23 protein-coding genes and 1 pseudogene are annotated in these 25,229 nt (G+C 61.1%); 16 read left to right on the forward strand and 8 right to left on the reverse strand.

The window, feature by feature from the left end; all coding sequences use genetic code 11:
• Positions 1-123: 123 nt before the first annotated feature.
• The 3 genes and pseudogenes from FIV35_RS24360 to FIV35_RS24370 form a co-directional block, all read right to left on the reverse strand.
• Positions 124-891: pseudogene (locus FIV35_RS24360) on the reverse strand (TonB-dependent receptor plug domain-containing protein); the annotation flags it as partial.
• Between the two features lie 105 nt (positions 892-996).
• Positions 997-1,947, reverse strand: a complete 951-nt coding sequence (locus FIV35_RS24365) for a FecR domain-containing protein (RefSeq protein WP_034137686.1) — start codon at positions 1,945-1,947, stop codon at positions 997-999.
• Positions 1,934-2,449, reverse strand: coding sequence for a sigma-70 family RNA polymerase sigma factor (locus tag FIV35_RS24370; protein ID WP_034137687.1), 516 nt, complete (start codon positions 2,447-2,449; stop codon positions 1,934-1,936). The genes FIV35_RS24365 and FIV35_RS24370 overlap by 14 nt, the downstream gene beginning before the upstream one ends.
• Positions 2,450-2,627: 178 nt before the next feature.
• Between FIV35_RS24370 and FIV35_RS24375 the strand changes: the two genes are divergently transcribed.
• Entirely contained in the window at positions 2,628-3,257 is a 630-nt protein-coding gene (locus FIV35_RS24375) for a LysE family translocator (protein ID WP_034137688.1), read from the forward strand.
• 8 nt (positions 3,258-3,265) lie between these two features.
• Here FIV35_RS24375 and inhA read toward each other — a convergent pair whose 3' ends face one another.
• Positions 3,266-3,946, reverse strand: coding sequence for an isonitrile hydratase (gene inhA / locus FIV35_RS24380; RefSeq protein WP_034137689.1), 681 nt, complete (start codon positions 3,944-3,946; stop codon positions 3,266-3,268).
• Between the two features lie 90 nt (positions 3,947-4,036).
• Between inhA and FIV35_RS24385 the strand changes: the two genes are divergently transcribed.
• A complete protein-coding gene (locus tag FIV35_RS24385) occupies positions 4,037-5,005 on the forward strand; it encodes a GlxA family transcriptional regulator (RefSeq protein WP_034112839.1) in 969 nt (322 codons plus the stop codon).
• Here FIV35_RS24385 and FIV35_RS24390 read toward each other — a convergent pair.
• The 3 genes from FIV35_RS24390 to FIV35_RS24400 are packed head-to-tail and all read right to left on the reverse strand — an operon-like array spanning position 5,002 to position 8,549.
• Complete coding sequence (locus FIV35_RS24390; protein WP_034137690.1) at positions 5,002-5,901, reverse strand: alpha/beta fold hydrolase; 900 nt, start codon at positions 5,899-5,901, stop codon at positions 5,002-5,004. The genes FIV35_RS24385 and FIV35_RS24390 overlap by 4 nt on opposite strands.
• A gap of 28 nt (positions 5,902-5,929) precedes the next feature.
• Positions 5,930-7,756, reverse strand: a complete 1,827-nt coding sequence (locus FIV35_RS24395; RefSeq protein WP_034137691.1) for a glycoside hydrolase family 15 protein — start codon at positions 7,754-7,756, stop codon at positions 5,930-5,932.
• Positions 7,749-8,549, reverse strand: a complete 801-nt coding sequence (locus FIV35_RS24400; RefSeq protein ID WP_034137692.1) for a glucose 1-dehydrogenase — start codon at positions 8,547-8,549, stop codon at positions 7,749-7,751. The genes FIV35_RS24395 and FIV35_RS24400 overlap by 8 nt, the downstream gene beginning before the upstream one ends.
• 700 nt (positions 8,550-9,249) lie before the next feature.
• On the opposite strand from FIV35_RS24400, the gene FIV35_RS24405 reads away from it, so the two are divergent.
• The 13 genes from FIV35_RS24405 (at position 9,250) to FIV35_RS24465 (ending at position 22,443) form a co-directional block, all read left to right on the forward strand.
• Entirely contained in the window at positions 9,250-10,326 is a 1,077-nt protein-coding gene (locus FIV35_RS24405; RefSeq protein WP_231980924.1) for a transaldolase family protein, read from the forward strand.
• Positions 10,323-11,051 (forward strand): sulfotransferase-like domain-containing protein, encoded by a 729-nt coding sequence (locus tag FIV35_RS24410; RefSeq protein ID WP_034137694.1) that lies wholly within the window; start codon positions 10,323-10,325, stop codon positions 11,049-11,051. Before FIV35_RS24405 ends, FIV35_RS24410 begins: the two co-directional genes overlap by 4 nt.
• A 10-nt stretch (positions 11,052-11,061) precedes the next feature.
• Positions 11,062-11,787, forward strand: a complete 726-nt coding sequence (locus FIV35_RS24415) for an SDR family NAD(P)-dependent oxidoreductase (RefSeq protein WP_034137695.1) — start codon at positions 11,062-11,064, stop codon at positions 11,785-11,787.
• Entirely contained in the window at positions 11,784-12,929 is a 1,146-nt protein-coding gene (locus tag FIV35_RS24420) for an SDR family oxidoreductase (protein WP_034137696.1), read from the forward strand. The genes FIV35_RS24415 and FIV35_RS24420 overlap by 4 nt, the downstream gene beginning before the upstream one ends.
• Entirely contained in the window at positions 12,929-13,711 is a 783-nt protein-coding gene (locus FIV35_RS24425) for a class I SAM-dependent methyltransferase (RefSeq protein WP_034137697.1), read from the forward strand. Before FIV35_RS24420 ends, FIV35_RS24425 begins: the two co-directional genes overlap by 1 nt.
• Positions 13,708-14,910, forward strand: coding sequence for an MFS transporter (locus FIV35_RS24430; protein WP_034137698.1), 1,203 nt, complete (start codon positions 13,708-13,710; stop codon positions 14,908-14,910). The genes FIV35_RS24425 and FIV35_RS24430 overlap by 4 nt, the downstream gene beginning before the upstream one ends.
• A gap of 72 nt (positions 14,911-14,982) precedes the next feature.
• Positions 14,983-15,624, forward strand: a complete 642-nt coding sequence (locus tag FIV35_RS24435) for a CGNR zinc finger domain-containing protein (RefSeq protein WP_034137699.1) — start codon at positions 14,983-14,985, stop codon at positions 15,622-15,624.
• An 89-nt stretch (positions 15,625-15,713) separates the two neighbouring features.
• A complete protein-coding gene (locus FIV35_RS24440; protein ID WP_034137700.1) occupies positions 15,714-16,214 on the forward strand; it encodes a sigma-70 family RNA polymerase sigma factor in 501 nt (166 codons plus the stop codon).
• A gap of 26 nt (positions 16,215-16,240) precedes the next feature.
• Positions 16,241-17,191: a FecR family protein gene (locus FIV35_RS24445; protein WP_034137701.1), complete on the forward strand. Its 951-nt coding sequence runs from the start codon at positions 16,241-16,243 to the stop codon at positions 17,189-17,191.
• Positions 17,192-17,288: 97 nt separating this feature from the next.
• Positions 17,289-19,685 carry a TonB-dependent siderophore receptor gene (locus tag FIV35_RS24450; protein ID WP_034137702.1) on the forward strand — a complete coding sequence of 799 codons (2,397 nt, stop codon included), beginning with the start codon at positions 17,289-17,291 and terminating at the stop codon, positions 19,683-19,685.
• A 201-nt stretch (positions 19,686-19,886) separates the two neighbouring features.
• The gene (locus FIV35_RS29685) at positions 19,887-20,885 is read left to right on the forward strand and encodes a chromosomal replication initiator protein DnaA (protein WP_034137703.1); all 999 of its coding nucleotides are present in this window, start codon (positions 19,887-19,889) and stop codon (positions 20,883-20,885) included.
• Positions 20,886-21,143: 258 nt separating this feature from the next.
• Positions 21,144-21,344 (forward strand): type III secretion effector protein, encoded by a 201-nt coding sequence (locus tag FIV35_RS24460; RefSeq protein WP_231980922.1) that lies wholly within the window; start codon positions 21,144-21,146, stop codon positions 21,342-21,344.
• Between the two features lie 190 nt (positions 21,345-21,534).
• On the forward strand, positions 21,535-22,443 hold the full coding sequence (locus FIV35_RS24465) for a hypothetical protein (RefSeq protein ID WP_231980921.1): 909 nt from the start codon (positions 21,535-21,537) through the stop codon (positions 22,441-22,443).
• 52 nt (positions 22,444-22,495) lie between these two features.
• Here the strand turns inward: FIV35_RS24465 and FIV35_RS24470 are convergent, their stop codons facing one another.
• Positions 22,496-23,647 (reverse strand): MFS transporter, encoded by a 1,152-nt coding sequence (locus FIV35_RS24470; protein WP_034137704.1) that lies wholly within the window; start codon positions 23,645-23,647, stop codon positions 22,496-22,498.
• 347 nt (positions 23,648-23,994) lie between these two features.
• Between FIV35_RS24470 and FIV35_RS24475 the strand changes: the two genes are divergently transcribed.
• Positions 23,995-24,981: a DeoR family transcriptional regulator gene (locus tag FIV35_RS24475; protein ID WP_034137705.1), complete on the forward strand. Its 987-nt coding sequence runs from the start codon at positions 23,995-23,997 to the stop codon at positions 24,979-24,981.
• The last annotated feature ends 248 nt before the right edge of the window (positions 24,982-25,229 follow it).

The following is a 25,229-nucleotide window of genomic DNA, read 5'->3' on the forward strand; positions in this document are numbered from 1 at the left end:
CTTGCGGGTTTGCTTGCGCTTGCCAGCGTACTCGGCGTCGGCGAAGGTCATCTGCTTCATCGGGAAACTCGGTGGGTGGGGTCGCGGTATTTTGCCAAATCAGAAAGTCTTTTTCAGAGTTTCCTTAAGCATTCCGCTGGCGCCCTTGAGCACTTCGACCCGATCGTAGATCGCCATATTGGCGCTGAAGCTGTCGGCTTGTACGTAGTCCTTGCCCATGTCCAGCGGCACGCCGTCGTACTGGTATTGGCCGAGCATCTTGAAGCCTCGGGAGTAGAAATACTTGCCGCCCATAGGGGACTCATAGGTGGTGATCCCCGGTGTGCGTTCCATCACATCGTCGATGGTGGTGAGGTTCTGGTCGTCCATCAGCTGGCGCGTGAGCACGCTCACCGATTGCGGTGTTTCCCGCAGGCTATGTTCCCCTTTGCCGATGGTGACCGCACCGGTGGAGTAGGAACCGGTGCCGTCGGTAGCGGCGCCTAGGCGATGACCGGTGACCATCGTGGCGCCGAGGTTTAGCGCGCCGGTGTCGGCCGCCTGCGGCAACAGCAACCAGGTGCTGTCACCTTGGGGCTCGGCATGCAACCCTTGGCCGAGCAGTAGCTGGCCGAGCGCTTGCTGACGGTCGAAGTTGCCGCTCAGGCCCGGACTGGATTTGCCAGCCACGCTGTTGGCGTCGTACGACAGGCTGATGCCGGCCTGGCGGGCGAATTGGTCCAGCGCGCGGTCGAGGGGGCCGGCGGCGATGTTCCATTCACGGGCTTGCGTGCCGCCAGCGGCAGGGGCGGCCAGTGCGATGGACGGCAGCGCACCGCCGAGGCAGACACCGAGCAGAGCGGCCTGGACCGCGAGTTTGAGGGGGGAACGTTGAAGTGGGGACGCTTGCATGACCGCGAAGTGCTCCTGAAGGAAGTGAACAGAGACGGCCTGTTGATCGGCCTTTCCTTACAGGTCGAGCGGCAATGCGAATTCACCTCATTTATTTTTGAAGTTTCAAACCCGGGGTGAGAGGGTCACCCAGTACCGACTGCGGTAAGTGACATCGACCTTGAGCGATTGCGCCACCAGGTTCAGCACCTGGTCGGTGTCGTCCAACTGATACGTACCCGATACACGCAGGTCCGCCACTGCTTCACTGCAACGCACCAGACCGTTTCTATAACGGGCCAACTCGGCGAGGAAGTCGTCCAGGCGCATGTTGCGGGCGCTGATCACACCGTCGCTCCAGGCCCAAGGGTCCAAGCCGTTGGGGGTCGCAGGGCGAATGCCGTGGCGGTTGAACACCACTTGTTCCCCGGGTTTGATCAACTGTCGCGCGCGAGGGGCATCGCGCTCGGCAAATACGGCCACTGTGCCCCGCTGCACGGCGAGCCAAGTGCCTTGGGGCGCTTCACGCACCAGCAAGCGGCTGTCGACGGTGCGCAGGTAGCCGTCGCGCGTCATCACCCAGAACGGCCTGCTGTCGGCGCCCGTCGTCACTTGGATTTCACCTTGGCGCAGTTGCACCTGACGTTGCTGGGAATTGAACGAAGTATCGATCGCGCTGGCGCTGTTGAGTTGGACTTGGCTGCCGTCGCTCAAGCCCACCCAGCGGCGTTCGCCGGTGGCGGTGCGGTAATCGGCGACCAGGGCCGGCAAAGGCATATAGTCGCGGCCCAGCCATGCCAGCCCCGCCGCGCCAGCAACCAGCCCCAGCAGTTTAAGGCTTTCGCGACGGCTTACACGTTGGCGCGCGCCACTCAGTGCATGACGGCCTAGCTGCGCCGGCACTTGGTTGAAATCGTCATTCATGGCCGACACCCGCTCCCATACCTGTCGGTGTTCGGCACTGGTGTGCAGCCATCGCTCGAACGCAGCGGTATGGGCATCGTCGGCGACATTGAAGCGCAGGGTGATCATCCACTGGATAGCCTGGTCGACCAGGCGTGGGTCACAGTTCGGCATAGCGCAACCGATAGCAGGCGTGGAGCGCCTTGGACAGATCGCGCTCCACGGTGGCTTTGGACACGTCCAGGCGCAGGGCGATCTGCGCGCACGTCAAACCGTCCAGTTGCGCCAACAGGAAGGCTTCGCGCATGCGTGGCTTGAGCTGATCGAGCAGACGGTCGATTCGCTCCAGGCTGTCGAGAATCAGCAGCCGGGTTTCTTCCGACGGTGCCTCCAACTGAGGAAAATGCGCGAGGCTTTCGAGGTAGGCGCGTTCCAGTTCACGGCGTCGATAGTGGTCGATCATCAGGCTGCGCGCGATGCTGCTCAAGTACGCCCGTGGCTGCAGCAGGGGCTTTTGCTGGCGCGCCTTAAGCAGGCGGACGAAGGTTTCCTGAGCCAGGTCGGCGGCATGTTCGTGGCAGCCGGTGCGCCGGCTCAACCAGCCGCGCAGCCAGGCGTGATGGGCGTGGTACAGCTGGCCGATGATTGCAGAGTCCAGTGGGTGATCGCTCGACATGGGCATCCTGGCGTCGATGTCTTAATTGATAATGTTTCGCATTCTAGTCCTTGTGCATGGCGATGGGCAATCGACGTTCTTAGCGCCGACCGGCCTTTCAAAGCGTATCCAGATCAATTTTTTGTGTGGGTCGGGCGCGCTGACTAATCTACGGGCTTTCACCCAGGACGACTCGGGCATGATCGATTTTGCAACCTTGGCGGTTTTTTCCGGCGCAGTGCTGTTGTTGCTCCTGTCACCGGGGCCGAACATGGCGTTCGTAATCAGTCATGGCATCTCCCATGGCTGGCGCGGTGGCCTGGCCGCGAGCCTGGGGATCGGTGTGGCCGACATGGTGTTGACGGTGCTGACCGCCACCGGTGTCACCGCAGTGGTCGCCGGTTGGCCGCCGTCGTTCGACCTGATTCGCTATGCCGGCGTGGGCTACCTGCTGTGGCTGGCGTTCAAAACCGTGCAAAAACGCTCCGGCAAAGCGGTCGCTGCCGTCGAGCCCGTGGCGCTCAAGCGTGTATTCCTGCACGCCATGCTCAACAGTCTGCTCAATCCCAAGGCGTTGCTGTTTTTTGTCGTGTTCCTGCCGCAGTTCGTACGACCCGAGGCGGGGGCGATTGCCGGGCAACTGTCGCTGCTTGGGGGAATTCTGACGCTGATCGCTGCGATATTTCATGGCGTGCTGGGGATCAGCGGCGGCGCCATCCGCCGTTGTTTCAGTGGCCGCCCGGGCAGCGCCATGCTGCAAAGATGGGGGCTGGCCACTGTGTTGACGGCGTTGGCAGTGCGCCTGGCGCTGATGTCCCGGCCCGCTTGATGCCGCCTTTAGCCCAGGCGTGCGGCCGCGCGCGCGGTGATCTCGCCACGGGTCTTGCGCGATTCGACGGTGCGCTTGTTGGCTTCATCCAGCACCGCCTGCGGAGCGGTGTCCGGGCGGCCGGCGTTGAAGGGCGGGGCCGGCGCGTATTCAAGCTGCAACTGCACCAATTGCGCGGCCTCCGGGCTGTACAGCTCGGCGGCCAGGGTCAGGGCGAAATCGATCCCGGCCGTAATGCCCCCACCGGTCAATAGGTTAGCGTCGCGCACCACGCGGTCTTGCACCGGGATGGCGCCGAGCGGGGCGAGCATATCGTGGTAGGCCCAATGCGTGGTGGCCTTGCGACCGCGCAGCAGGCCTGCCGCGCCGAGCACCAGCGAACCGGTGCACACCGAGGTCACGTAACGCGCGGTATCGGCCTGGGCCTTGAGGAAGTCCAGGGTCACCGGGTCTTCCATCAGCGCGCCGACGCCCGAACCGCCGGGCACGCAGATCACGTCCAGGGCGGGGCAATCGGCGTAGGTCATGGTCGGGGTGAACACCAGGCCGGTACTGGAGGTGACCGGCGCCAGGTCCTTCCACACCAAGTGCAGCTTGACGTCCGGCAGCGAGCCCAGCACGTCATAGGGGCCGGTAAGGTCCAGTTGCTGGATGCCGGGAAACAAAACAAAACCGATATGCAGGGTCATCAAGAACGCTCCGAGATAGGGGTGGACGGCCTCACTGTAGAGGCCTAGGCTTTGGCGAATACGCCATTGAGCCCACAAATCACGCCAATCATGACCCGAACCGTCCACGTCCTCGCGTTCCCCAATGCCCAAGTGCTCGACGTCACCGGGCCGTTGCAAGTGTTCGCCTCCAGCAATGACCTGGCGCGCCAGCGCGGTCTGCCGCTGCCTTATGCCGTGTCAGTGATTGCCGCCCAGACGGAACCGGTGATGACCTCTGCCGGCCTGGCGCTGGTGGCCGAGCCGCTGCCCGCCGTCGATGCGCCGTGCGACACCTTGGTGATCGCCGGCGGCTGGGGGGTGTACAACGCCGCCGATGACCCGTCGCTGGTGGCGTGGGTGCGCGATAAGGCCCGGCATACCCGGCGCATGACCTCGGTGTGCACCGGCGCGTTCCTGCTGGCTGCCAGCGGTCTGCTCGACGGTTGCCGCGTGGCGACCCACTGGACGCGTTGCGAGGAGCTGGCCAAGCGCTTCCCGTCGCTGACGGTGGAGGCCAATCCGATTTTCATCCAGCAGGGTTCGGTGTGGACTTCCGCCGGCGTCACCGCTGGCATCGACTTGTGCCTGGCCTTGGTGGAGGAGGACCTGGGGCGCGCCGTGGCGTTGGAAGTCGCGCGCCATCTGGTGGTATTTCTCAAGCGCCCGGGTGGGCAATCGCAATTCAGCGCGACCCTGGCCCTGCAAGAGGGCGGCAGCCGTTTCGCCGAACTGCATGCGTGGATCGCAGAACACCTCACCCTCGATTTGAACATCGCCACTCTGGCCAGCCAGGCTGGCATGAGCGAGCGCAGCTTTGTGCGCCACTACCGCGCCGAAACCGGCCAGACTCCTGCACGCGCCGTGGAGCTGATCCGTGTCGAAACCGCGCGCCGGCAATTGGCCGACAGCAGTGCCTCGATCAAGCGTATCGCCGTGCAGTGCGGTTTTGGCAGCGAGGAAACCCTGCGCCGCAGCTTCCTGCGCGCCCTCGACGTGACGCCCCAGGCCTATCGCGAACGCTTCAGCGCGCCGGCCTAGGCGAGCAACTCCAGCAGCGCATCCAGGGTCGCCTGCGGTGCCTCCTGAGGGATGTTATGGCCCACGCCGGGCAGCACGCGGCGCTGATAAACGCCGCTGAAGTGCACCGCGTCTTCATCTTCCTCAGAGGGCGGCCCCACGCCGTCGTCGGCGCCGCATAGGGAAATGCTGGGCACCGTGATCGCCGGTTGTTGCGCGAGGGCCTGTTCGATCGATTCCAGTGCGGGATCGCCGGGCGCATACATGAAACGGTGGCGATACGAGTGAATCACCACCTCGACAAAATCCGGGTTATCGAACGAAGGCGCCGTCTGCTCGTACAGGCTCGGGCCTGCGGACCAGGTCGGCGACCACAGTGACCACAACAGTTCACACAATTCACGGCGGTTGGCGGTCAAGCCGTCGACGCCGCGCTGTGTGTGGAAGTAGTACTGGTACCACAAGCGATGCTCGGTTTCGGGCTGGCGTGGCGCGGTGGACTGGGCAATGTCCTGAATGTTGTAGCCATCCCCGCTGACCAGCGCGCGCACCCGTTGCGGCCACAGTGCGGCGACGATGCACGCGGCGCGCCCACCCCAGTCGTAGCCTGCCAGGGTGGCGCGGGGGATCGCCAGCGCATCCATGAAATCCAGCAAGTCCTTGGCCAGCGCTGCCTGTTGCCCGGAGCGCAGCACCTGATCGTGGATAAACCGCGTCGGGCCGTAACCGCGCAGGTACGGGACCAGCACACGGTAGCCACGCTCGGCCAGCGGCGGCGCGATAGCGTCATAGGCGCGCGGGTCGTAGGGAAAGCCATGCAGCAGAATCACCGGCTCGCCGTCCAGGGGGCCATGAGTTTCATAGGCGATGTCGAGCATGGACGTGCGCACGTACAGCAGTGGAGCGAGGAGGGCCATGGGAAGGTTCCTATGGGTGGATCGGGTTCTACGGTTGCCACACAGTCTTGGCGCCACTGAGCTTACGGTCCAGAAACGTGGCCGCGCTGATCAAGGCCAAGTGGCTCAACGCTTGGGGTGTGTTGCCCAGGTGACGCGCCTGGTTGTCGAACTCTTCGGCGTACAGGCCTAGTGGGTTGGCGTAGCGCAACAGTTGCTCGAACTCCAGGTGGGCTTTTTCCACCTGGCCGGCGCGGGCCAGGCATTCGACGTACCAGAACGAGCACGCGGCGAACGCACCTTCGGTGCCTTGCAGGCCGTCGATCTGGCTGTCGTCGTTGCGATAGCGGTAGACCATGCCGTCGCGCACCAGGCTTTTCTGGATCGCCTCCAGGGTGCTCAGCCAGCGCGGGTCCGTGGCCGCGACGAAGCGCACCAGCGGCATCAACAGCATCGAACCGTCCAGCGCGGTGCTGCCGATGTACTGCACAAAATGCCCGCGTTCTTCGCTCCAGAAGTTGCTCCAGATATCGGCGTAGATCGCCTGGCGAGTCTGGTCCCAGCGCGCGAACGGCGCCGGCAGCGAGCGCTTGGAGGCCAGACGGATCGCACGATCCAACGCCACCCAGCACATCAGTCGCGAGTGCAGAAAATGGTGTTGCTCACCGCGCATTTCCCAGATGCCGACATCCTTGTGGTTCCAGATTTCGCAGACCTGATCGGCAACCTCCACGGTATGTTTCCAACCTTCGTGGGAGATGGCTTCGCCGTACTTGTTGACCAGGTAAACCGCGTCCATCAGTTCGCCGTAGATATCCAACTGAATCTGATCGAACGCTTCGTTGCCGATGCGCACCGGCGTGGCGCCGCCGTGGCCGCCGAGGTGGTCCAGCTCGGTCTCCGGCAGTTTCTGGCGACCGTCGATGCCATAGAGGATGTTGATTTTGGTCGGCTGGCCGCAGCAATCGCTGACCCGCCCCCTGAGCCAGCGCATGTAAGCGTTGGCTTCCTCGACAAAGCCCAGGCGCATAAAGGCGTAGACGGTGAACGAGGCGTCGCGGATCCAGGTGTAGCGATAGTCCCAGTTGCGCTCGCCGCCCGGGGTTTCCGGCAGGCCGAAAGTGGCGGCGGCGATGATCGCGCCGTGCCGGCGCGAGGTCAGCAGTTTGAGCGCCAGGGCCGAGCGGTTGACCATCTCGCGCCAGCGCCCGCGGTAGGTGGATTGGGCGATCCAGCCGCGCCAGAACTTGAGGGTGTGGGCCAGGGCCAGGTCGGTGCAGCCACCGTCTACCCGTGGGTCGTCCTGGCCACCGAATACGAATTCGGCCGTTTCTTCCTGATTCAGGGTGAAGGTGGCCACGGCTGCGTTGTCGTCGAGCTGCAACGTCTGGCTGCCGGACAACCGCAGGCCGGGTTGGCCCTGGGCGGTGAAGCACACGGTGCCGTTGTCGAGGCCGGCGTGGGTCGGCGTTCGCCCATAGTCGTGACGCACCGCGCAACGCAGGTGCAGAGTGGCACTGCCGCTGACCACTCGCACGCGGCGGATCAGCAGCGGCAGGTCGTCGATCTCTTCGCTGATAGTCAGCAGGTCGGTGATTTCCACCACGGCAGTGTCGCTGAGCCAGCGGGTTTGCAGAACGTTGGTGTCGGGCAGGTAGATCTGCTCGCGGCGCGCGTTGGGCAGGTCTGGGGTGAGTTGGAAGGTGCCGGCCTCGGGCGAGTCCAGCAGTGCGCAAAAGATCGACGGGCTGTCGAATTCCGGCCAGCAGAAAAAGTCGATGCTGCCTTTGTCGTTGACCAGGGCGGCGCTGCGCATATCGCCGATGATGCCATGGGCATCGATGGCGCTTTGGGGTTCGTTTTTAAGATCAACCATTGTCGCGAAACTCCGGATACAGGCTCATGCCGCCATCGATAAACAGGGTGCTGCCGACCACATAGTCGGAGGCGTCGCTGGCCAGCCACACCACGGCGTTGGCCACGTCCTCCACGTCACCCACGCGACCATAGGGAATCAGTTTGAGCAACTCTTTTTGCGCCGCACCTTCGGTGGCGGCGCGGTTGATGGCGGTGCGAATCGCCCCCGGCGCGATGCCGTTGATACGAATGCGCTGCTCGCTGACTTCCTGGGCGAGGGTGCGCATCAGCATCTCCACGCCGCCTTTGGATGCCGCGTAGTTCGCATGCCCGGCCCAGGGGATCACTTGGTGCACCGAGCTCATATGGATAATTTTGCCCGCCGCTCGCGACACGCCTTCGCGTACGCCTTGGCGCTTGAAGATGCGCACCGCCGCACGGGCGCAGAGGAATTGCCCGGTCAGGTTCACGCCGATGACCGCGTTCCAGTCGTCGAGGCTCATGTCGACGAAGGCGGCGTCCTTCTGCATGCCGGAGTTGGCCACCAGGATGTCCAGGTGCCCGAAGGCGTCGAGGGTCTGGGCGAACAGCCGTTCCACATCGTCTTCCTTGGAGACATCCGCGCCGATGGCAATCGCCCGGCCACCTTCGGCATTGATCTGCGCCGCCAATGCTTCGGCGGGGGCGGCCTGGGCGTTGTAATTGAGCACCACCGCGGCGCCGGCTTGCGCCAGGGCTTTGGCCGCACCGGCGCCGATTCCGGAACTGGCGCCGGTTACCAGCGCTACTTGTTGCTCCAACGAGATATGCATGCACACCCAGCCTTTGATTCGTGAGTTCAGTTAGCTGACTGATGGCACACAAGGGAAGTTCAGATGCCTGAAAACCGCTGCCTACGGGTTAAAAATTATCTGATATAAAAATTAAAATATAAATAACTAGATGGTATTAGCAAGCCGGCTAAAAGCGTTTGACAGGATTTTGCGCCCCGTGTTTTATAGGGACACCTCAATCCGCTCCGCTGGTAGTTCAGAAGTCATCGCGGAGTCACCTATAAGAGATGCCCATGTTTCCATTGGCCGTTATAGGGGAACTACCAGATCAGGGGCCGGCGCCTGTCCGTATTGGCTTGCCTATGTCAGTGATCTTCAATGGCAATGACGTCGTCGTGCACATTGGAGTTGTCACCCTGTCTGCAGTACGCTCCCTGATTATTAGTTACGTACTCACGCGTAAGTTGTTTGCTTGTTTTGCAGCCTTGAACACCCAACGGTTATACGTGGGGGCATGCTTAGTTCATCGCTGTTGATAAGTACCCGCTGTCGTCCCTGTCATTAAATAACCCTTATCCGAGGAGGATGTGTCGTGGGCACTCCGGGTTACTTAGAACAATTAATAAGTCATGACCCTCGTTCAGAATTGTGGTGGGATTCATCCCCCGTGTTGTATGCCCCCCATAAACACCGCTTGCTGGATAAGTACCCAACGGTAGCTGCATATATCGAGCGGTTGATGCCGGATGATTGGTGCCAGTCGCGAAGTTTCAGCAGCGTGACCACTAACCCGCGTCTGGTGACTGCGGTGATTCTGGACAGACGGGAATACGAGGCTTCACGCGTTGATCAGAGCAATCTGTCGCCTGAGGCGTTGCACAAAAAGTTGTACGACGAAGTAATTATCGACGGTGCGTCGGCGCTCAAAACCCTGTGGGAGCAATCGTTACACGCTGAGGGCTGGATGTGCGCTCAGGTGGAGCCGAGCGACGTGCGCTGCGCCCAGCGCATGACCGCCCGTGGCATGGAGCTGCATCATCTGGCACCGAACGTGATGGTCAAGGTGCCGGGCAGCCAGGAAGGTTTGGCGAGCGTCGAGCACCTGGTGGCGCGAGGGGTGTCGATCAACATCACCTTTTGTTTTACGGTCTCGCAGTTCCAGGCGGGTTTGCAGGCCATTGAGCGTGGCCGACTCAGTGCGCGCAGCCATGGCATCGATACGCGCCATTGCAAATACGTGATTACCTACATGATCGGGCGCTTTGGCTGTCAGCCCGAGTTCGCCCAGCAAGCCGCCGCCCGCAGTATGGCGCTGGCACCGCAGGAATTGCGCTGGGCCGAACTGCTGATTTACGAGCAGATCCAGGCCCTGGTGGCCGCGTCGCGCGTGCCGGTCCACACCTTGCTGTCGAGCCTCAAAATCGACGTCGATGCGCGTGGCAACCAGCATTGCTGGCACCTGGAACGCACCGGCCTGAGCGCCACCTACTACACACTCACGCCGGAGATGGTGGCGTTTCTGGTGGAGCGCGAAAGCCGTGGCCAACCCGTGCTGCCCGCCCACGCGCCGCTGCAGGTACCGCCTGCGACGTTCGCCAAGTTGATGCGGATTCCGTACTTCTACCAAGCCTATTTGCTCGACAGCATCGCGCCGCAGGACTTCGCCCTCCATGCAGCCTTTGTCACCGCCTGCAACGAAGCCAACGCCGCGCACCGGCGTCTGACCGATCACTGTGTTCGCCTGTGCGCCGCGGCCCAGCCCTCCAGACGCTCGATCAACGAAATTCTGGCGACCGAATATGGGAGCGTGGCATGAACCAAATGGTTGCCTTATGGGCACACCCGCGCTCGCGTTCCACGGTGCTGGAACGCGTATTTATCGAGCGCGGGGACTTCGAAGTCTTCCATGAGCCTTTTGCTCATGGGGTATTTTCCGCCGATTCCAGCATTCCTTCGGACGACTGGGATCATGCTTTTCCCACGACTTATACGGCGATCAAGCAACGGCTGATCGAAGCGGCAAGCCGTTCCCCGGTGTTTCATAAAGATATGTGTTACCACTGCCTGGAGGAGTTGAAGGTCGACGTCGACTTTCTCGCCTGCCAAGACAATGTATTTATTATTCGTGAGCCGGTCAGCAGTATTGTTTCCCATCACCGTATATACCCGGATATGCCTTTACAGGCGATTGGGTATAAAGCGCAGTACGAGATCTTTTGTGTGCTGAAAAAACTCACCGGTAAAGTACCGTATGTGATTAATGCCGATGATCTGGCCGCCGATCCGCAACGCGTTATACGTAAACTTTGTGATTATTTGAATATTGAGTTTCTGCCTCGCGCTTTGTCCTGGAAGCGCGAGTGCCCGCCCCAATGGAAGACGTGGAGAAGTTGGCATGTGGCCGCCGAAAACAGTGAGCGGATTATCGCACCTGATAAACAAGGTATGGATATAACGCTATTCGAACAGTGCGCAAAATTAAAAAACTTATATGACTATCACCGGCCGTTTTACGAGCATATGAACGCGTTTTGTCAATAAGGAGCCTGACATGCAAAAGTTAATAGTGACCGGCGCCGCCAATGGGATTGGTCGAGCGACGGTGGAGAAAGCCATTGAAGCCGGCTACTTCGTGATCGGCACCGACAAGGATGCCGCAGGCTTGAAGGCACTGACCCATCGCTATGGCGACGATGTACTGGACACCCAGGTCGCGGATTTCACCGACGACGCTGTGATCAAGCGCTTTATTCCCGAGATATATGCACGCCATCAGTCTATTTACGCCTTGATCAACAATGCGGGGATCTATCACGGCAAAAGCATCTACGCCTATTCCGACGACGAAGTGGACGACATCCTCAACGTCAACCTCAAAGCCTTGGTCTATCTGTCCAAGGACTTCGCCGAGCGGGAAATGCGCCATGAAGCCTCGCGCTGCATCGTCAATATCGCTTCGGTGGCCGGCGAGGTGGGCAGTTGCGATGCGCTGTATGGCGCCACCAAAGCGGCAGTGATCGGCCTTACCAAGGCTAACGCTTGGAATTTTGCACCCTTTGTGCGGGTGAACGCCGTGTCGCCGGCTCTGATCCACGACACTGCTATCTACGACCGGATTCCGACCTACCGGCGCGACGAATACGCGCGTCAGGAGATTCTCAAGCAACCCATCCTGCCCGGCGGCGTAGCGGACATCATTCTGTTGGTGATCAGCGATGCCATGCGGCATATCACCGGCCGGGTCATCCCCGTCGACAATGGAGCCTACCCACGGTGAGCCCATCCACGCGCAAAAAAAAGCTGTTGCTGGTAGGCGCCGGCAACCTCTGCCTGCAGATCCTCAAACTGCTCGCGCCGAAGAATGCCTTCGAATTTGTGGTGCTGGGGCGCAATGAGGACGCCACCGTGCGTCTGTGCAACCTGGTGGCGCTGTCGTGTGCGCAGTTGGAGCAGTTCGTCGCGATCAGGCCGGTGGTCGCGGATTTGACCGACATCGACCGCGTCGCCCAGGTGCTGCGGGACGAGGCACCGGACATACTCGTCAACTGCGCGTCGCTGCAGTCGTGGCGCGTCATCACGGCGTTGCCCAAGCGCTCGTTCGAACAACTCGACCAGGCGCAGTTCGGTCCCTGGTTGCCCATGCACCTGACGCTAATGCACAACCTGATGCGTGCGGTAAAAGCCTCAGGCATCGTCACTCGCACCGTAAATGCGGCTTTTCCCGATGCGGTCAACCCGATTCTGGCCAGGGTCGGCCTGGCGCCGGATATCGGCGTGGGCAACGTGGCCAACCTGATTCCGGCGGTGCGTTTTTCCATCGCGCGGTTGCTGGAGTGTTGCCCCGCCGATGTGCAGGTTCGCTTGTATGCCCAGCACTATTTCAGCCATTACGTCCCGCGCGCAGGGTTGCCGCCACGGGCTAATTACCGTCTGTTGTATGAGGTCCGCGACCAGCCGAATGTGGCGCGGTTGCCTGCCGAAGCGATTTTCTCGGCGGTCCGCTCCGAGTTCCGGCGTCGGGGTGGCGTGGACGGGCAGTTCCTCACCGCGTGTTCAGCGGTCACGGTAATCGAGGGGCTGTTTTCCAGTACGCCGGTGCTGGTGCATGCCCCTGGCCCGCTGGGGTTGCCGGGCGGTTACCCGGTGTGGTTGCACGAGGGGCGCATCGAGGTGCAGTTCTCCAACGCCTGCCCCCAGGACGACGCGGTGCGCATCAACACGATCTGTCAGAGCCAGGACGGCATCGACGAGATCCATTGCGACGGTTCGGTCACCTTCAACCCGCAGTGCATGGCCGTGATGCAGGCGATGCTGGGCTACTCGAAGAAAAACATGTCCATCGAACAATCCGCCGAGTTCGCCCGCGAGTTGGCGAGCAAGTACGCGGCGTTCAAAGCACTCAACCTGGCAGGTGCGTGATGAACCAGATGCCCAAGCAGCCGAATGGCCCCATCGCCCGTTATTCCACGCAGTACTCGGCGGATTTTGTCGAGCGCTGGGACGAGTTGGTCGATTGGGAAAAACGCAAGGCGGGGGAGAGCGGGTTCTTTGAAAACCTGTTGCGCAACCACGGCGTGCAGACGGTTATCGACGTCTCGACCGGCAGCGGCTTCCACGCGGTACAGCTTAAGCAGGCCGGGTTCGACGTGGTCGCCACCGATGGCAGCCCCACCATGCTGACCAAGGCGCGCGCGAACTTCCGCCGATATGGCTTGGCGATCCCCTCCCATCATCGCGACTGGCGTGCCCTCGACCCGCAGGAACTGGGGCAGTTCGACGCCGTGGTGTGCTTGGGCAGTTCGTTGTGCCATGTGTTCGAAGCCAGCGAACGCCTGGACGTCCTGCAAACCTTCCGGGCGTTGCTCAAGCCGGGCGGCCTGCTGGTGGTGGATCAACGCAATTTCTTCGCCATTCGCGCCGGCCATTTCAAATCCAGCGGCCACTACTATTACTGCGGCACCCACGTGTCAGTGAGCCTGGGCGAGGTCAACGCGCACCTGTGCGAGTTCATCTACCGCTTTGACAACGCCGAGCAATACCGGCTGCAGGTCTACCCGTTGCTGCCCGGCGAGTTGACCCAGGAGGTGCTGGCCTGCGGGTTTTCGGAGCATGCCAGCTACGGCGATTTCCTGGCCGATTACGACATGATGCAGTGTGACTTTGTCATCCACACCGCGCTCGCCGCGCGAGGGGCGCTATGAATACGCTTGTGCAAGGCAACGCCCGGGCCCTCGATAGCGGGGTGCTGGCGGTGGTGCTCACGGGGTTCGTGGCCAGCACTTATGGGTTCGGCGTTTATCTGTTCGCCAACCTGGTGGTGGACATGCGTCGCGACCTCGGCTTCGACTACACCACGGTGGGCTTGATCACCGGTGGCGCGCAGATCGGCTTTCTGCTGTTTTCATCGGTCACCAGCGTAATCAGCCGCTATGTCGCAGGCTGGAAGATCAGCCTGGCGTCCACCGTGATGACGTCCTTGGCGCTGGTGGGGCTGAGTATCAGCAACACGATCTGGCTCTCCGGCGCGCTATTGATTCTGCTCGGCGGCTGTTCGGCGTCGGTGTACATCCCGCTGGCGGAGATCGTCACCAAAGGCTTCAGCGCCGGCCTGCGCTCACGGGTCATGGGCTTGATTTCCAGCGGCACCAGCTACGGCGTATTTATCAACGGGTTATTGGTGTCGTTTCTGACGATGCACGGCGGCTGGCGCGGGATTTGGCTGACTGCCGGGCTGATCTCGCTGACGCTTTGCGTGGTGGCCTGGTACCTGTTGCGCAACCTGGCGACGAGCGAGGAGGGCGACGCAGCCGGGGAGCCCGGGCAGACGTCTGACCGCCACGCGCCCTGGCTGAGCCGTTCTTTGTACCTGACGTGGGGCATCGCCTTTCTCAATGGCATGGCGTTGCTGCCGTTCCAGACCTACCTGGCGCCCTACCTGCGCGACGAGTTGGGCGTGTCGGTGCAAGACACCGGTTTTATCTGGACCACCCTCGGCGCCGTGGGCATGGCTTCGGGCTTTCTGCTGGGGTGGCTGGCCGACAAAGCGGGCGTGCGCACCTCCCTGGCTCTGTGTTTCCTTAGCGCCGGGGTGGCTGCAACGCTGGTATTTACGTTCAACAACCTGCCGTCGTTTTACCTGGCAGCGTTTTTATTTGCGCTGGCGTTTTATCCGATCTTCGGGCTGGTGCCCAGTTACATCGGGCAAATCGTGCCGGTCAGCCGGCTGACCCAGGCGTTCGGCATCGCCAATGTGCTGATCGGCTTGGGTGGGGTGTGCGGCAATTTCCTGGGGGGCTGGTCGAGGGACCTCAGCGGCTCGTTTTCCCACGTCTACTGGGTGGTGGCGCTGCTGCTGTTCGGGCAATGCGCAATGGTGTTGCTCTTGGGTAAGCGGGAGTAGCGGTGCCTGCGACCTGGAAAAACGCGGTACTCTGCGTGCTTGCAGCGAGGCCGTATTTTCCCAGGAGCAGGCATGTCGCATTTTACTGGCTCTGCGAACTCGATCCGCCTGATTGGTGGCGCCCTGGTATTGGACTTTATCAATACCACCAACGGACGACGCCCTGGCACGACGCTCAAGGTGATGGAGGAACGGCTCACCAGCTTTCCATTCTTCTTTGAATGGGCGCTGCATGCGTCGCTGGTCTCGCCCCATGAGTTTGAACATTACAAACCCATGGTGTTTGAGTGGCCTATTGCCTATCAGCCGAACCTGGAGGCAGTGATTGCCTTCAGAGAATGCCTATACGCGGTGTTTTACCCGCTGGCGCTGCATCAGCCCATCCCCGATGAGGCGTTGGCGCAGATCAATCAGACCTTCCAGCAAGGTGTGGCCTGGCGCGAGCTTCGGGCGGTCGACGGTCAACCTGCCTGGCTCTGGAAGCCCTGTACGTCGGCCCAGGAACTGACCACGATGCTGCTCGGGCGCCTGGCGATCGACGCCACGCAATGGTTGGTACCCGGTGCGCTGCAGGGTTTGAAGTGCTGCGGCGCCCATGACTGCGATTGGATATTTCTGGATATTTCCAAGAACAAGCAGCGCAGATGGTGCCAGATGAGCGTGTGCGGCAGCCGGGAAAAATCCAGTCGACTCAAGCACGGCAGGCCGCCTTAGTCGTCGCGCGGTCAATCACGACGGGTAGCAATTGCTCCACTTAATAGGAAGCATTACTATTCACGCCCCGCCTACCCAGTGCCTTTGCGATGATCCCTCAGCCGCCCCGCAGAACAGGCTTTTTCGAGCACTATGAAGAGTTGATCGGAACCTGGACGCGTCGCTTGAGAAACCGTCAGCAAGCCGAAGATCTGGCCCACGACACCTTCGTACGGGTGCTGGAGTCCAGGTCCGCCGATGTGCAGCAACCGCGCGCTTATCTGCATCAAACTGCGCGCAACATTGCGGTGGACGCTTATCGTCGCGACGACCGCCGCGACGCCGCATCAGTCGATGCCTTCGTTCAATGCTCACCCCACGCCGGCGATCCGGAGCATGTCATGCACGCGATCCAGTTGGCGGACTCCATAGAGCGGGCACTGGCCGAATTGCCGCTCAACTGTCGGCGGATCTTCATTTGGCAGAAAATCGAGGGGCTCACCCAGCAGGAAATCGCCGAACGCCTGGGGTTGTCTAAAAACATGGTGGAAAAGTATATGATCCGCACGCTGCGGCATCTGCGCGACCGCCTGGACGCGCCGACACCATGACTCGTATCGAAACAGGATCTTCCGCGATGGACAACCGTGCCCGTGAAGAGGCCGCGCAGTGGTTCGCGCGCCTGCAGGACGGCGAACTGAGCCCCGAGCAAGCCCGGCGGTTCGAGGCGTGGTGCGCAGAACATCCAACCCATCAATACGAATTCGACGTGCTGCAAGGCCTGTGGCGGGCCGCCGACCTGCTGCCCGAGGCGCGCTGGCAGGCGTTGTGCGAAGCGCCGGCCGAACGGCCTCGCAAGCCTGCGCCGTGGCGTTATGCGGTGGCGGCCAGTGTCGTCGCGGTCGCCGTGGGCCTGGGCTTGTTCAGTGGGCTCGATCATTCCAAGGTCTACCGCGCCGAATTCAGCACGCGTCTTGGGGAGCATCGCCAAGTGGCCTTGCCGGACGGTTCGCTGATCGACCTCAACAGCCGCAGCGTGGTTGCGGTGACATACGAAAACGCCCGGCGCGGCATTGAACTCAAACAGGGCGAGGCGATGTTCAGCGTCGAACACGACAGCAGCCGCCCCTTTGTGGTGGCCGCCGGGGCGGGGCAGGTCACGGTCACCGGCACCCGCTTCGATGTGCGCCGCGATGACGACCAGACTCGCGTTGCGGTCGAGGCGGGTACGGTGCAGGTCCAGGGGCGTCTGGCGGAGCAGCGGGTCACCCTGACCGCCGGCCGTGGCACCCATGTGGACCGTCAGGGCGAGGTGGCGACGGCCTACGCGGTAAACGCCGAGGAACTGACGGCCTGGCGTACCGGCAAATTGGTGTTCAACAACGCCACACTGAGCGACGTGGCCCGGGAAGTGTCGCGCTACCGCGAGCAACCGTTGCGGGTCAGCGCGCCCGCCGTGGCCAACCTGCGCCTGACCAGCGTATTCAAGGCCAACGACACCGACGCTTTGCTCAAGGCCTTGCCGCGCATCCTGCCGGTGGCCCTGCGTACGTTGCCGGACGGTAGCCAGGAAATTATTTCGCGCTGACATTCAGGTTTTTTTCCCGTTCATCGTCTTCTCCTGCAACTGCAACTGGTTTGCATTAACGGCCGCATACTTTTGCGATCACAGGACAAGGTTCGACGTGAAAAAAATCGCCCTCCACAACAATAAAATCCGCCGCTGGGTGCCCTTGGCCCTGGCGCTCGCTGTCAGCGCCTCGGCCAATGCCGACGACGCAATTCACATCCAGGCCCAACCCTTGGGCGCGGCCCTGAGCCAACTCGGCCAGCAGACGTCCCTGCAAGTATTCTTCAGCCCCGAGCTGGTTGCCGGTAAACGCGCGCCTGCGGTGGACGGCAACCTCAGTGCCGAGCAAGCCCTGCGCCAGTTGCTGCAAGGCAGCGGTCTGGACTACCAGATCGACGCCGGTTCGGTGACCCTGCGCCCGCAAACCAGCGGCAGCGGTGAAGCCGGCTCACCGATCGAGTTGGGCGCCACCGATATCCGGGTCGTCGGCGACTGGCTCGGCGACGCCAATGCCGAAGTGGTGCAGAACCATCCTGGCGCGCGTACGGTGGTCCGCCGCGAAGCCATGGTGGAGCAGGGCGCGATGAATGTCGGCGATGTGCTGCGACGCGTGCCCGGCGTGCAGGTGCAGGAGGCCAACGGCACCGGTGGCAGCGATATTTCCCTCAACGTCGGCGTGCGTGGGCTGACGTCCCGTTTGTCACCACGCTCCACCGTTCTGATCGACGGTGTTCCAGCCGCGTTCGCGCCTTATGGCCAGCCGCAGTTGTCGATGGCGCCGATTTCCGCCGGCAACCTGGACAGCATCGACGTGGTGCGTGGCGCCGGTTCCGTGCGCTACGGTCCGCAGAACGTCGGTGGCGTGATCAACTTCGTAACCCGGGCGATCCCCGAGACGTTCTCCGGCGAAGTCGGCACCACCCTGCACACCTCCGCCCATGGCGGCTGGAAGCATATCGAGAACGCCTTTATCGGCGGCACGGCCGACAACGGTATCGGCGCGGCCCTGTTGTATTCCGGGGTCAACGGCAACGGTTATCGCAACAGCAACAATGGCAATGATATCGATGACGTGATCCTCAAAACCCATTGGGCGCCGACCGATCAAGACGACTTCTCGTTGAACTTCCATTATTACGATGCCAGCGCCGACATGCCCGGCGGCCTGACCCAACAGCAGTTCGACGCCAACCCGTACCAGTCGGTGCGCGATTGGGACAACTTCAGTGGCCGCCGCAAGGATGTGTCCTTCAAGTACATCCGTCAGATCGACGACCGCACTCAGGCCGAAGTGCTGACCTATTACGCCGACAGTTTCCGAGGCAGCAACATCGCCAACCGCGACCTGAAAACCATCAGTTCCTACCCGCGTACCTACTACACCTTCGGTATCGAGCCGCGTGTGTCCCATGTTTTCGACCTAGGGCCCAGCACCCAGGAAGTCAGCGTGGGTTATCGCTACCTCAAAGAAGGCATGCACGAGCAAGCCACCAGCCTCAACCTGGTCAACAACGTGCCGACACCTGGCGGGCAGAGCGACGGTCATGTGTACCAGGACCGCACCGGTGGCACCGAGGCCAATGCGTTCTATATCGATAACAAAGTCGATATCGGCAAGTGGACGATTACCCCGGGCATTCGCTTCGAAAATATTCGCACCGAATGGCATGACCGCCCGGTGATCGCCCTGAACGGAACGCGCACTCCGGAGAAGCGTCGCGAAGTGCATAACAACGAACCCCTACCGGCCCTGAGCGTGATGTACCACGTCTCTGATGCCTGGAAACTGTTCGCCAACTACGAAACGTCGTTCGGCAGCCTGCAGTACTTCCAACTGGGGCAGGGTGGCACCGGCAACCAGACGGCCAACGGCCTGAACCCGGAAAAAGCCAAGACCTACGAAATCGGCACGCGCTACAACGACAGCGTGTGGGGTGGCGAAGTGACGCTGTTCTACATCGACTTCGCCGATGAGCTGCAATACGTCAGCAACGATGTGGGCTGGACCAATCTCGGCGCCACCAAGCACACCGGTGTCGAAGCGTCGGCGCATTACGACCTGGCCAATCTGGACCCGCGCCTGGAAGGCCTGACCGCCAATGCCGGGTTCACCTACACCAAGGCCACCTCCGAGGGCGATGTGCCCTTCAAGGGGCGCGATCTGCCGTTGTACTCCCGCGAAGTGGCGACCCTGGGGCTGCGTTACGACATCAATCGCTGGACCCATAACCTGGACGTCTATGCCCAGTCTGGCCAACGTGCCCCCGGCACCACCAGCACTTACGTGACTCAAGGCACGGCCGATGGCCAGTTCGGCGATATTCCGGGCTACGTTTCGGTCAACCTGCGCAGCGGCTATGACTTCGGCCCATCCTTGTCGAACCTGAAGTTGGGCGCGGGGGTGAAAAACGTGTTTGACCAGCAGCACTACACGCGCTCCAGCGACAACAACGCGGGACTGTACCTGGGTGAACCGCGTACGTTCTTTGTACAGGCCAGCGTCGGGTTCTGACCCTCGAACGCTTGGGGAATATCGCAGCTCTGCACGGGGCTGCGATTTTTTTTGCCCGTTTCCTACAGGTGCTGCGTGCATCTGATTGTCCGATCAGGAACCGATTCCGACATCCCCGCCACAGATGGGCTAGCTGCCGCGCTTCGACGCGCCGTCGCACTGGCAGGCTGAATATCACGCCCCCTTGTGTTGGAGAACAATATGTCGGTATCGACACTTGATAAATCCTTGTCTGCTTCGCCTTCCCATGACCGTTTACAGGGCAGTCCCAAAACCGACGTCAAGGCCCGTCGCCCGGCGCCTGAGGCCCTGTCCTTTTCGGACCGCAACATGGCCAACGTCAGTTTCTCTTCGCGGGAAAACAAGGCCGGTCCCGTTTTCGGCGACCCGCAGCCGCCGACGGAGCGCCATTATCCTGCGTCTCCCGGTATGCACCACAGCATGACGGCCATGCGTCCAGGCTTCATGGACCCGTTCCGACACTGGATGCACACTTGCTTCGGTTGGCCTCGGCCGCCACACCGTCCGTGCTGGGGCAATCCTCCGCCACGGCCGCAGCCTGGTTGCGGTAACCCGCCGCCACGCCCAGACCCCACCATCGGTAAACCCTACCCCACGTGGCCGGGCCGGCCTGATCCGGAGTACTCGCTCAGGAGCAATGAACAATTGGCAACGCAGCTGCGCCGTAACTTCGAAGCTTTCATGGACCCTAAAAATCCCGGCTATGTCAGCATCGACAGCATTCAGGCGATGGCCAAAAAAGGTTGGTCCCTGCTTCCCCGCGTCAACGATAACATTCGCCTGGCCAAGGAAATGCTGCGCCGTCCGGAACTGCTGAGCGCCCTCGACCGGCACAGCTCCACCGGCGCACTGGACGGTCTAATCGATCGGCAAAACGTGGACCTGGTCGTCGGCGGCAAAAATTACTTCAAATATAAGTCCGACAAAGAGTTGGTCGGCGAGCTTCTCAAGCACTTCGACGAATTGAAAGACGGGCCGTCGTCTTGGGACATCGATATCCAGGATTTGAGAAACCTGGCGCGAGAGCCTTTGACCGGCGATTCTCCTAGAGACTATCTGGTGCAGTTGGCGCAGGAACTGCTCAGGCGTAACGATCTGGTCACAAGGCTGGATGACCTGGCCAGCCGAGAGTCTGACGAGCGAATCCACCTGTTTGCGCTTTTCCTGCTGCGCTCCTGACTGAGCGGCACCGCAACCCGGTTGCGGTGCCCGCCACCGTTTTGTAAGGAACTGATTACGTTGATATGCCACACAGGAAGTACCTGCCGGCGTTGATCAAACCGGCTGCTTTTCGGGCTCCGAGCCAGGGCAAACACAATGACTTCGACCTCGTCCTCGTTTCAATCACCTCATCACGGTTGTCACGAACCGTTTCGCAGCCTCCACGATGGCGATCCTGCTCGGTCAGCAGGCGCCTTGGCTTCGCCGGACTTGCAGATGTCACCGGCCCTGTATGCCGCCGAAGCACGACGCATGAAAGCCTTCGCCGGCCAGCGAAAGTTTCAGGCGCCGGTTGCCGATGATTTCTCCCGCGGCATGCTCGCGGCCGGGCAGGCTTCGAATGATGGCACCAAGTCAATCAAACTCCCGGGGCTGTTCGAGGGCCTGGCCGCTTGGTGGCGCCGCAGGCTCGGCTGAGCTAACAGGATGGCGATATTCTTCTGGTTCGGCGGTTACAAACACTCAAATTTTACTGCATTCGACTGGTCTGCCTCGCTGGAACCAGGAGTTTCCGAGTACCACTCACTCTTCGCCTGTTGAGTCAGGTGCGTAGCGATCGACCCAATAAGTCTCGGTCCACGGAATCTAATTATGCTGGAGATAAAAAATGGCTGATTGGCTGAATAATTTGAGGCAGGTATCGCCCCATCTGAACCTGAACACAGGCAATGGTCACGCACGTTTCGGAATCGCTGAGCGAGCGACGGGCAAGTCACTCCCCCCTCAAGGGAATCAGCTTTTCGATACGCGATTCCCGAACAATGGACAGGTGCATTTTGACGCCCAAGGCTTCTATTCAGGCGGTTCGCAGGTAGGCAACCCATATACCAGCTCGGACGACCATCTGCTGGCAACCCAACTGAATAACGTTTTTCCAATGCTCGGTGATTTCAAGAAGGATGGTCGCCTGACCCTGGGCTCCTTGGAGGCAATTGCGAAAGAGGATCCGAAGGAAAGCAAGGTGCTTGAGCGCACGATCATGCTGGCGCGGGAGATACTAAACCGTCCGCGGCTGGCCGACGCGATTGTTGCCAAGGGTGGCGAGATAACCTCGGCCAGTCTTGAAGAGGTCGCCAGTCATTCCATTGGCAATACCAATCCCAATACTCAGAGTGCCGACCCATTCCATTCGAAGACCGACGCACAGGTCGTCCAGGCGTTTAGGGGGATGTTTGATGACTTGCGGGATCAGTCGGAAGACTACAGTTTCTTTTTTGAAAAACACCGCTACGTCAAGAAAGAAACGCTTATCGAGATGAGCAAGGACCCCGACGAAACAGACAAACAGGGCCAGGTAGTGCGCGACTCGGCTACCGGTTTTCCCAAGAAGAAATACAGCGAGCTGCAGGTCTACATGGCCAAGAACCTGGTGGAGCGGCCAGGGCTTCTGGCATCGCTGGACGGCCCCAAGGCCAATGGCACCAACATCTTCGGTAGCCACAACGACGATGGCTGGTTGAAGAACTACAGCATTGACCGTTGGTTGGAAAACGACAAGGAAGAAAAGGGACGATAAGGCTTCCTTGCGACCTATGAGCTTCTCGGTCCAATGCGGAAGCTCATGTCGTTCACACCCGCAGTATTTTTCCGCTGACTGCCACTGCCACCAGCAATATTCCTATCACCAGAAAGGCCGTGGCCAGGCTGCTGCCATGGGCGATGAAGCCGATTGCAGCAGGCCCGGTCAGAATGCCGGCATACCCCAACGTGGTAATGGCCGGCACGGCAATGTGTTCGGGCATGACCTTCTGTTGCCCAACGGCGGTGTAGAGCACTGGCACAATATTCGAGCATCCCGCCCCCACCAATGCGTAGCCGAGCAATGCGACCTCCCAGGCAGACGACAACGTGGCCAGGAAGATACCGCTGGCGGCCAGCACGCCACCCACAATAATCACCTTCTTCGCGCCCAAGCGCCGCACGATGGCGTCGCCGGTCAGGCGCCCGGCCGTCATGGTCAGGGCGAAGGCTGCGTAGCCCAGGCCGGCGTAGGCCTCGTCCAGGCCACGTTCGGCGCTCAGGAACACCGCGCTCCAGTCCAACACCGCACCTTCGGCCAAAAACACGATAAAGCACAGACAGCCGATAAACAGCACTACACCATGGGGCACCGCAAACGCCGGTCCTGAACTTTCGCTGCCATAAGGCAATAAATGCGGCCCAGCCTTGAGCAGCGCCGCGAGCGTGATCACGATCACCACCAGCGTCGCCTGCAGCGGTGTCAGCCCCATCCCCAGCAAACCGGCAACGCCTGCCGCGCCGACAATCCCGCCCAGGCTGAACAAACCGTGAAACCCCGACATCATGGTTTTGCCGCTGGCCCGTTCGACGATCACCGCCTGCAGGTTCACCGTGGAATCCACGGTGCCAAGCCCGGCGCCAAACAAAAACAACCCGACGATCAATAACGGGATCGAGCTGACCGTGGCCAGCAGCGGCAAGGCCAGGCAGATCATGATTGTGCCGGCGGTGAGTACACGTCGACAGCCAAACCGCGACGCCAGCGCACCCGCCGCCGGCATCGCGATGATCGAACCCACCCCCAGGCACAACAGCAGCAGACCCAGGGTGCCCTCACTCAGTCCCGCGCGAGCCTTGGCGTATGGCACCAGCGGTGCCCAGGCGGCAATGCCGAAACCGGCGATAAAAAAGGCGATGCGGGTCGACATTTGCTCCAGTCGCCCGGGAACCACGGGCGCTGAGGTGGGGATGGCTGTCATGAAAAGTCCTTGTTTTTGCGTTCAACGAACGATGTCCGGCGCGACATCCTTGCATATCAGGCCCTCGCGAGCGAGCTGGGTTCCCCAAGCAGCATTGAGCGTGAATTTTCTTTTTACAAACCTGGAACGCAATTGGCGATGAACGCCACATAGGTGTTATCGCTTCCGTAGGAGGCGTTCTGGAAGGTGTGTAATCCCCGCACTAAGTGATGATCCCCGGGCTTTGTGTGGTGGATTACCACCTTCCAGGCCGCTTCGCACAAATGCGTCGTTCTGTAATACGCTGCTGCTCCCTATGTAGGAAACCGGATGGACTAACCGATGACAATGCGCAGACGGGCGACAGCATGACTCAGTTCTACGATGCCCGAGGCAATGTGTATGGCGTGGTCAGCCCGGCAGCGCTCCGGCGTCAGGGCGTTCAGCTACCCGACGACCCCGTCCAGGCCGCGCGCACGCGCAAAACCTGGGTCGCTTTGGCCATCGCGTCCGAATGCGGTTGGGGCTCGCTGCCGCGTCCAGCGAATGCCAAGGCCCATCGATGCGATGGCTTGCTGGTCGGCCCGTTTCAGAACGAGCCGCCATTTGACCTGTTGATCGTTAACACCGACGGTTCCCTGGCTGAGCGAAGCGGCAATGGGTTGACGATTTTTGCCCAGGCACTCACGGATCAGGGCTTGATGACCGACACATGTGAGTTGCGCGTGCACCATGACCAGCCCGACGGGCACTCGCCTGTGGCCACGCACATCGCCCCCGCCGTGCATGACCACACTGCAGGGTTCTGGCTGACCCTGGGTGTACCCGAGTTCGGGCCATCGGCGGTTGGCGCGCAAGGGGTAGAACCGGTGCTGCTCGGTGACGCTGAACTGAGCCAGGTGGACGCGCTCGCGGCCATCAATCCGAATTGGACCCACAGTCAGTTCGTGCGCGTGGGCAACCCCCATTGCGTGACCTTGGTCGATCGCGTTGCCGACCTGCCGGACAACGGGCCAATGCAGCAACCTTCCTTGTTCGCTCCCCTACAGGCCATTGCCTTCGCCCCGCCGATGGGCGGCGGTCAGCCGTGCATGGCTGGAGTTAACTTGCAGTGGGCCGCCAGGCTCCCCGGCAATCGTATGGCGGCGCGAGTGTTTGAACGTGGTGAAGGCCCCACGGCGTCCTCTGGAACCAGCGCCAGTGCGGTGGCCTGTGCGGCATGGCGAGCGGGCTGGGTAGAGGCCGGCGACGTCGCAGTGGTCATGCCGGGTGGTACTGCGCCAGTACGCTTGCAAACCCACGACCATCGGCTGCTGAGCGTCAGTCTGTTCGGGGCTGCACGGCGCCAGGTCTGAGGGTTTCATTGAGCTGACGTCTATAAGTGGACGTCAGTTTCTTCTTAATTAATTAACTTGTTTTCGCAAGTTGGTGTAGGCCCTTTCGTGCACTTCGGAAGTAGTACTTTGTCGCGATTTATTATTTTGTAAAAGACACTTCCATTACCTCCGTACGAAACTTCTTTTTTATTTTCCAACAGTCGATTTTTGCCTGAAATCGCTAAGCTTCAGGGCTCTGGCTCAAACTCTTTCGCCAGGTTCTCGAC

Source organism: Pseudomonas rhodesiae, assembly GCF_007858255.1.
GTDB lineage: Bacteria > Pseudomonadota > Gammaproteobacteria > Pseudomonadales > Pseudomonadaceae > Aquipseudomonas > Aquipseudomonas rhodesiae.

Coding starts and splice junctions, on each gene's coding strand:
- FIV35_RS24365 (WP_034137686.1), bottom strand. CDS start 1,947: ATGCCGAACTGTGACCCACGCCTGGTCGACCAGGCTATCCAGTGGATG.
- FIV35_RS24370 (WP_034137687.1), bottom strand. CDS start 2,449: ATGTCGAGCGATCACCCACTGGACTCTGCAATCATCGGCCAGCTGTAC.
- FIV35_RS24375 (WP_034137688.1), top strand. CDS start 2,628: ATGATCGATTTTGCAACCTTGGCGGTTTTTTCCGGCGCAGTGCTGTTG.
- inhA (WP_034137689.1), bottom strand. CDS start 3,946: ATGACCCTGCATATCGGTTTTGTTTTGTTTCCCGGCATCCAGCAACTG.
- FIV35_RS24385 (WP_034112839.1), top strand. CDS start 4,037: ATGACCCGAACCGTCCACGTCCTCGCGTTCCCCAATGCCCAAGTGCTC.
- FIV35_RS24390 (WP_034137690.1), bottom strand. CDS start 5,901: ATGGCCCTCCTCGCTCCACTGCTGTACGTGCGCACGTCCATGCTCGAC.
- FIV35_RS24395 (WP_034137691.1), bottom strand. CDS start 7,756: ATGGTTGATCTTAAAAACGAACCCCAAAGCGCCATCGATGCCCATGGC.
- FIV35_RS24400 (WP_034137692.1), bottom strand. CDS start 8,549: ATGCATATCTCGTTGGAGCAACAAGTAGCGCTGGTAACCGGCGCCAGT.
- FIV35_RS24405 (WP_231980924.1), top strand. CDS start 9,250: ATGCCGGATGATTGGTGCCAGTCGCGAAGTTTCAGCAGCGTGACCACT.
- FIV35_RS24410 (WP_034137694.1), top strand. CDS start 10,323: ATGAACCAAATGGTTGCCTTATGGGCACACCCGCGCTCGCGTTCCACG.
- FIV35_RS24415 (WP_034137695.1), top strand. CDS start 11,062: ATGCAAAAGTTAATAGTGACCGGCGCCGCCAATGGGATTGGTCGAGCG.
- FIV35_RS24425 (WP_034137697.1), top strand. CDS start 12,929: ATGAACCAGATGCCCAAGCAGCCGAATGGCCCCATCGCCCGTTATTCC.
- FIV35_RS24430 (WP_034137698.1), top strand. CDS start 13,708: ATGAATACGCTTGTGCAAGGCAACGCCCGGGCCCTCGATAGCGGGGTG.
- FIV35_RS24435 (WP_034137699.1), top strand. CDS start 14,983: ATGTCGCATTTTACTGGCTCTGCGAACTCGATCCGCCTGATTGGTGGC.
- FIV35_RS24440 (WP_034137700.1), top strand. CDS start 15,714: ATGATCCCTCAGCCGCCCCGCAGAACAGGCTTTTTCGAGCACTATGAA.
- FIV35_RS24445 (WP_034137701.1), top strand. CDS start 16,241: ATGGACAACCGTGCCCGTGAAGAGGCCGCGCAGTGGTTCGCGCGCCTG.
- FIV35_RS29685 (WP_034137703.1), top strand. CDS start 19,887: ATGTCGGTATCGACACTTGATAAATCCTTGTCTGCTTCGCCTTCCCAT.
- FIV35_RS24460 (WP_231980922.1), top strand. CDS start 21,144: ATGTCACCGGCCCTGTATGCCGCCGAAGCACGACGCATGAAAGCCTTC.
- FIV35_RS24465 (WP_231980921.1), top strand. CDS start 21,535: ATGGCTGATTGGCTGAATAATTTGAGGCAGGTATCGCCCCATCTGAAC.
- FIV35_RS24470 (WP_034137704.1), bottom strand. CDS start 23,647: ATGACAGCCATCCCCACCTCAGCGCCCGTGGTTCCCGGGCGACTGGAG.
- FIV35_RS24475 (WP_034137705.1), top strand. CDS start 23,995: ATGACTCAGTTCTACGATGCCCGAGGCAATGTGTATGGCGTGGTCAGC.